The 255-nt window shown below is 66.3% G+C and carries 1 protein-coding gene; it reads right to left on the bottom strand.

The features are described 5' to 3' along the window. Positions 1-212 (bottom strand): hypothetical protein (locus tag ADL01_RS27475; protein WP_234354808.1); only part of this gene is annotated, 212 nt, incomplete at its 3' end. Positions 213-255: the final 43 nt, after the last annotated feature.

Raw genomic sequence — 255 nt, 5'->3', positions numbered from 1 at the left:
TCCAGGAACAGCCCGTGCCCCTCAGCGAGCAGACCGCGCGTGGCCTGCTCGAACAGGACCGTCTGACGCAGATTGCGATACCAATACCCGCCATCCATCAGGGTGTCGGCATCCAGCCAGGCACCCGTCAGCGTCGAGAAGAGCGGGACCTCGGCAGCCTGCGGGGCAACCCCGTCCAACGCCTCGCCGATCTGCTGCTCGATCTGCTCCACGTACGAGGAATGCGACGCGTAGTCGACCGGGATCGTGCGCGCA

Origin of the sequence: Streptomyces sp. NRRL WC-3618 (genome assembly GCF_001280005.1) — a bacterium.
GTDB lineage: Bacteria > Actinomycetota > Actinomycetes > Streptomycetales > Streptomycetaceae > Streptomyces.
Note: the sequence above shows the minus strand (reverse complement) of the source record. Positions and strands in the feature narration are given on the sequence as shown.